Source organism: Paenibacillus lemnae, from assembly GCF_012933385.1.
Lineage (GTDB): Bacteria > Bacillota > Bacilli > Paenibacillales > Paenibacillaceae > Paenibacillus_AQ > Paenibacillus_AQ lemnae.
Genome location: NZ_JABBPN010000014.1, coordinates 112,742 through 119,500, shown reverse-complemented (window position 1 = coordinate 119,500; position 6,759 = coordinate 112,742). Strand labels below are relative to the sequence as shown.

Here is a 6,759-nt window from a genome sequence, read left to right as displayed (position 1 = left end):
GCTTCATCCCTTCCAGGAAACATTCCTGGTTTTCGGCAGGTGTTGGATACACAAAAGACCGATTGCTGTAAGGAAAGGAGACGACCAGTAGCTTGTAGGTCAGCAGCTGCTGGCCTTGGCTAACTTGAATGGTCGTGAAGTCGACCTGAGCTTCTCCTGGAGGGTGTTCCAATCGCTCGTATACCTTCGCTCGCTCCAGTTCCATTTCACCCTTGCGCTTCTTCACGTAGGCTAACACCGTACGTTGTCCACCCGTAAACGCATACTCTTCTTTCAGTCTTTGGAAGATCCGGACCCCGGTATGGCGCTGCTTGCGTGGAAGCAGCCGATCCTCTTCTAGCCAGGTATCGACCACCTCCATGCGAGGGCCCATGACCGGGCTGCTGCTTTTTCGTTTCAATAGGGTTTCATTCCAGTTGTCCTGGTCTGCGTAACGCTTTGCTGTTCGCCAGTGCACTCCCGTTTGTCTAGCAATTTCGCTTACCGTTAATCCTTCTGCTTCGCGTAAAAATTTGATATACTGTTGCTGGGGCATTTTCAGCATCCTTCCAGTCTCCTTCGTCAAGTTGTCGCTAACCTAACGATAGGAGGAAATTGTGGTGCTGACAAGTGCCTCTTTATTTTTGCATCTACTTGAGCATTTTTACGCTGCGATTCTCGGCATTCTTAGTATGCAATAAACAAGCAGCCGAACTTTCTTGCCGTTACATCCCCCAGTAATTTCATACGAACATATTTTCGGTGAATGCTATCATTTGTCATCTCCTTTGTCTAATATATTGATATAATATAGAAACAAAAGAGGAAACTTTCCTTTTTAACGTCTTGTATGGTTTTATACACAAATGATAAAGGGGAACGTTTAGCGTGTGGTGGACAGGAGTGGTGTATTAACCTTCATGAAGAAAACAATTCTTCAATAACAAATACATTAAATAATGAACTTCTGGTAATGCAGTTAGTGAAACGCTTAAATTGCAATTTGTCAATCGAACGTACTAATGATGCAGGACAATAATTTCCATAAAATTAATTTTATTTGGTCTAGAAACATAAAAAATCGAAGATTTGAAAGGTCCTCGACTAAATGGAATGACTTGTATGAATTAATTATCTTCGTATAAATTTCTTTCTTTGATTTGATCTCTTTTCTCCTCGTAATCCACCTCTGAGGCATGTTTCCATTGAGCATCTAGGACCATTTCTGACCAAATGTTGATCGAAACACCTGCCTCTCGATAAATCTTTTTAAGTGAGCATTTTGCATTAATCGGAGCCCTTGATACAAAAGGATTTCCAGACATAAAAAAGGGACTTCACCCCAACTTGGCGAAGTTTTTCGGTGACCAAACCAAAAACCCCAAGAATGGAGGAAGTCACCTTGTATATTCTCCAAGAAAGTCTGTTTTCCTTTGAAGATCTGATGAAAATTCATTCGAAAGATCGATTGCCTACCTTTTTCAGTGCCTTAGATCTTCGTCCGTACGCGAAAGAACTGAGAAGTCGTTCACCCCGAGGAGCTGGTGGCCATTGTAGAGAAGGCATTTTGCGTGCACTCTTAGCTGCTCCTCTTGAGCATATTCAAACCTTTACCAGCCTGCATCATCGACTGAACACCGATCTTCGGTTTCGCTATCAATGTGGACTTCCGCTGGACCGTGAAGCACCATCTATCGCCACACTAAGCCGAGTTTTTGCAATTCTGACAAAGAAAAACCTGGCTAAACAACTGTTCGACGACTTGGTAAAACGCTGTAGGCAAGAAGGCGTCATCGATGGCAGTCACGTCGCGATCGACAGCGCAGCGATCCATGCTTATGAGGAAAAGAAGCCTAAAAGAAAGAGCGAGCAAACGGGCCATGCCAACTGGGGAGCGAAGTTCGACTCCTTTGGTAACAAGGTCACTTGGTTCGGTTACAAGCTCCACTTGGCTGTGGATACGCAAAGTGAACTTCCGCTTGCTCTAGAAGTCACGCCGGCCCATGTCAATGACGGGGAGATGGCTCCAGATTTAATCAAGACCGTAACGGCCGAAAACAACGTGAAATTCTTTATGCTTGATGCGGGCTACGACCAAAAGAAGGTGTACGAAGCTGCCCGGAACGTGAAGGCGCAAGCGATTGTGCCTCTTAATCCTCGGGGAGAGAAAACACCTCCTGCTAGCATGTCGACAAACGGAACGCCATGCTGCTCCATGGGGTTTGCGATGACATATTGGGGTGCTAGTGGCGATGTTTTGAAATTTCGCTGCCCTCACGCCACCGGTAAAGTCGATTGTCCGCTCGGGATGACTGCTTGTTCCTCTTCCAATTACGGTATGGTCGTGAAGATAGATGTAAAAGACGACCTGAGACGGTACAGCAGTCCACACCGAGATACCAAGCGTTGGAAGGAACTTTACAACGAACGTACCAGCGTGGAGCGATGCAACTCCAGAATGAAAACCCACCTTACCGCAGACAGCTTGCACGTCTGGGGAATTCAAAAAGTCACGACTCACCAGTATCTCAATGCGATTGTGCTGCTCGTCTCTGCGCTTTCTGTAACAAGTAAGAAGAACAAAACAGCAGCTTAAAAAATGTTAACGGCAAAATTCTGCAGGTCTGTCCATTTTTAAAATGAAGCCACCGGATCCGCTTTGATCCGAGTGAATCCTGCTGTCTTTACGTCGAAATTAAAATTATGCAAAATGCTCAAATTAAAAAATGAACCTAAGAAGCTGTATCACTGTTGCGGATATTTTCCTTTGCAAGGATAACAGCATCAATGTCAGCTGCCACCGTTAGCCTATTTAGAGTTAAGTGTTACTTCCTTAATCAGTTCTGCATTGGTATTTTTCACATTTCCAACATCTTTAGATACGGGGTAAGATACCATGAGATCATCGGGGTAGGGAATTAAGAGATCTTGTAATTGCTGTTTGTCTGTAAATTCTGGATCCAGCCAGGCATTAACACCGTTCTGATTAAGAATCACCGGCATGCGATCATGAATTTGTCCGACAACTTTGTTCGCTGCAGTCGTTATGATGGTACAGCTTTTTAGCACTTCTCCCTCTGGACTTTTCCATTCATCGTAAAGTCCTGCAAATGCGTATAGACCTTTTGACTTGATTTGAAAACGATAGGGTTGTTTATTGCGTTTCCCTTCCCGCTTCCATTCGTAAAACCCATCGCTAGGAATTATAATCCGATTTCTTTCAATAAGGTGACGAAATGCAGGCTTTTTCTGAACAGTTTCAGCCCGTGCATTGATCGTCTTGTATCCAATCTTTTTATCTTTCGCCCAAAAAGGAACGAGACCCCATCTGTATCCCTCCAGAACCCTATGGCCGCTGCTGCCGTGGATCACAGCCACGGTCTGTGATGGTGCAATATTATAACGAGGCTGAACGTCAACATTTATTTTGTCTATATCAAAAGCCAACTGGATCTCTTCTAGATCACTCGTCAAAGTAAATCTTCCGCACATATTACTCTCCTCCATTCTTTCTATATAGGTAGACAGATCTCAAACTCGATAAACAAAAAAGGCTTCTGAAAAACGAAGCCTTCTCATCATAAAACTTATCCATTTTCGTTTGGATGGCAGAGTTCTCATCCTCTGATCGCAGCCCTTGAATTGCATTCAACAATAATGTTCGCTTAGGTAACGGTCTTGTTTCATATCGTGATCGAGCCGAGCTGCTCTACTCCTTTTTAAAAGCAATCCAATCCAGCTCCAGCCCTGGCTTCACAAAATCCATTCTCATCTCGTACAATCCCTGTCCGAGCTCAACCTTGCCCAAGCGCTGCTGCAGCCAGCGTCCCTCGGTACCGCTGGTCTGTACGGTTGTCAGCAATTCTTCATTAAGGTAGACGTTGCAAGCACATTGGGCCCAGCGAAGGGCATCGGATTTGACTTTGACGACGAGTCGGTAAATACCGGCTTCTTCCACGCGGATCGTGACAGGCCCCGTCCCATCTGGGGAGATTTGTCCCTCGCCTTCCAAGGTCTGTACATGAGTCGCACTCGATACACTAGAAGCTGTCAGCTTCAGCAATGGCGGTTCCGCCTGGGGTTCGCGCGCAAATACCGGTGCTGCCATGAGGAAGCGGCAGATGTTGCTGGCGGCACGCTGCAGCTCGCCACGTGTGACCCCGCCGCTGGCCAGACTTTGAATCGTATTGTCGTCCATGACATTGAACTGGGCGCCGTAATTCTGTACCACCATATACAGATCATTCTGTGCCCGCACCATGGCCGCAGTGTTCTTCTCGTCATGCTGGCCGCCCTGTACCGGATCATTCATTTTGGCCCACCAGTCTGTCATGACAATTCCCGTGAAGCCCCACTCACCCCGCAGGATCGTGGTGTTTAGATCGTAGTTGGACGCAGACCAGTGTCCGTTAATCGGGTTATAGGCTGTCATGATACAGGTCGCTCCGCTGTCCTTAACCGCGATTTCGAAGCCCTTGAGATAGATCTCCCGCAGCGCTCGTTCCGAGACGACAGCATCTACATAATGGCGTTGATGCTCCTGGTTATTGCAGGCATAGTGCTTGAGCGTCGCATGTGCGCCACCGTGCATAATGCCGCGTACGGAGGCACTCGCCATCGCACCAGTGAGGAGTGGATCCTCGGAAAAATACTCAAAGTTACGACCGTTTAACGGATGCCGTCGAATATTCATGCCAGGACCGAGCAGTGCATCGATACGGTAATACAGCATCTCCTGCCCTTCCCATTCATAGAGAGTCTCCACCAGCTCGGAGTTCCAACTGGCTGCCAGCAGTGTACCAATGGGCACCTGTGTAGCCAGATGTCCGCTGTCCATCCGGATACCGGACGGGCCGTCTGCGGTACAGGCAATAGGCACACCGTAATGTAGAAGCTGCTCGCTCACTCCGCCGAAGGCTGAGGCCGTGCCTGGCGTGACAAGCGGGCTGCTCATGCCCTCGCCCCGGACGATGGCAGCGAGATCTTCGTCATCAAGCTGAGCAATGAAAGTTTCAAGAGAAACACGGCCTTCATGTACATCCTTCAACTTGTAACCTTGGTCGCCAGTCTGTTTAATCTCAGCAGGCATGCCTGCTTCCACACGCTTCGCCATATCAACCTGACGAGTGGGTACCTCTTCATAGGTCAACTCGTAGGTACCGTTCGGCTTGCGCTCACCTGGCACGATGCGGGTGAAACCTTCGGTTGGTGCCATCGCTTCCTGCAGCTGATCCAGGACCCGAAGCGTCTCGACCTCATAGCCTGCTTGTCCGTCCAGCTCAACATGCACCGTCTCTCGGACACTACACCCTGCATAGAATCGATAAGTTCCCGCTTCGAGAACATAAGCTGATCGATGTCCGGTCACGCCGCTATCGTCATAGGATCCTAAGGCATCTGCGCTGAAGCGCACGGTAACTTGCTCTGCAGCGCCAGGCTGCAGCTCGCTTGACTTGACGAAGCCGGCAAGTACCCGGGCCGGTTTGCCGAGCTTGCCCTGAGGTGCTTCTACATAGACCTGGAACACTTCTTTGCCTGCGTATGTTGTTCCGGTATTTGTGATGACAGCTTCCACCTGAATGATATCGTTACCACCTTCGTGGATCACACTTCCTTGAACAGCATCTATCTGAAACGTTGTATATGACTGGCCGTAGCCAAAAGGATACTGTACACGCTCTGGACAGAACGTCTCAAAAAATCGGTAGCCGACGTAAATATCCTCCTGATACAGATTTTTCGTGTCACTGCCGTAGTTCGCTGTCGAAGGGTAATCTTCGATTGTGTAAGCAATCGTATCCGTCAGCTTGCCGCTCGGTACGGCATCCCCGACCAACAGATCGGCGATGGCATTCCCGCCCTCTATCCCACCCTGCCAAGCATAGATGACGCCCTGGATCGGGTGTTTGTGCTCAGTATCGTTCAGCCAGCTCATATCAATAATGTTAGACACATTCAGTACAACTACTGTACGGTCGAAATGAGCCGTTACCGCAGAAATCATCGCCAGTTCGTCCGATGTTAACAAATAGCTGCCCGGTGCATGCGCATTATCCTGGTCCTCGCCAGCGGTTCGGCCAATAACGATAATGGCTTTGTCGGACTTGCTGCGGGCTTCCATCACGGTATCGTTCGTGAGCGGCATCTCCTGCTGATGCCAAGGCTCGGCTGCCCAAGCGCCACCGCCATTATCAAATGGATTTTCCTTGAGCCAGTCCTCATAGACACCAGCCAACAGCTCATTAACCTTAACCTGCGGCTTGCCACGCAATCCGTTCAATAGATTGGTCGTATATGCAACGTTGACGCTGCCGCCAGATCCAGTACCGCTGCGGTAATAATCGATCTGCGAGCGGCCAAAAACCGAGATTCTCTCGCCCTGTTTGATCGGAAGGACCTGGTCGTGATTTTGGAGCAGTACAGCTCCCTCTGTAGCCGCTTTGCGGCAGAAGTCCGCGAATGCCTGAGATGGTACCTGTGTCGTTATGGTGTTCACGCTATTCCCTCCAATTGGTATTGTTTACGTTTTCTATTGTAAAGCCTATGGAGGAAACGGGACATAACAAGATATTGACGCAGATACGCTAATTTTGAGGTTTTATAGACTGAAGTTAAAAATTACCGTTCTGGATGGCTGCGATGGCAAGTGTTCTTACGACCGCTGTTGCCTCCAAAATGCTTGAAATTATAATCTATGGTGGCATTTTGGAGGCAGAGCTTATGCTTTCGATGCTAGCTTTCCTGCGGAAAGCTTTTAGGCGGACGCTAGCGCTTCTCCAG

4 protein-coding genes are annotated in these 6,759 nt (G+C 48.3%); 1 reads left to right on the top strand and 3 read right to left on the bottom strand.

Annotated features, from left to right (window positions below):
* The coding region (locus tag HII30_RS15190) for a transposase (protein WP_169505886.1) at window positions 1–544 on the bottom strand (544 nt) is incomplete at its 3' end.
* An 837-nt stretch (window positions 545–1,381) separates the two neighbouring features.
* Here HII30_RS15190 and HII30_RS15185 point away from each other — a divergent pair.
* Complete coding sequence (locus HII30_RS15185; RefSeq protein WP_169505898.1) at window positions 1,382–2,575, top strand: transposase; 1,194 nt, start codon at window positions 1,382–1,384, stop codon at window positions 2,573–2,575.
* Between the two features lie 212 nt (window positions 2,576–2,787).
* On the opposite strand, the gene HII30_RS15180 is transcribed toward HII30_RS15185, so the two are convergent.
* Both HII30_RS15180 and HII30_RS15175 read right to left on the bottom strand, forming a co-directional pair.
* Window positions 2,788–3,471 carry an SOS response-associated peptidase gene (locus HII30_RS15180; protein ID WP_169505885.1) on the bottom strand — a complete coding sequence of 228 codons (684 nt, stop codon included), beginning with the start codon at window positions 3,469–3,471 and terminating at the stop codon, window positions 2,788–2,790.
* Between the two features lie 217 nt (window positions 3,472–3,688).
* Window positions 3,689–6,475: a glycoside hydrolase family 3 C-terminal domain-containing protein gene (locus HII30_RS15175; RefSeq protein ID WP_169505884.1), complete on the bottom strand. Its 2,787-nt coding sequence runs from the start codon at window positions 6,473–6,475 to the stop codon at window positions 3,689–3,691.
* Between the last annotated feature and the right edge of the window lie 284 nt (window positions 6,476–6,759).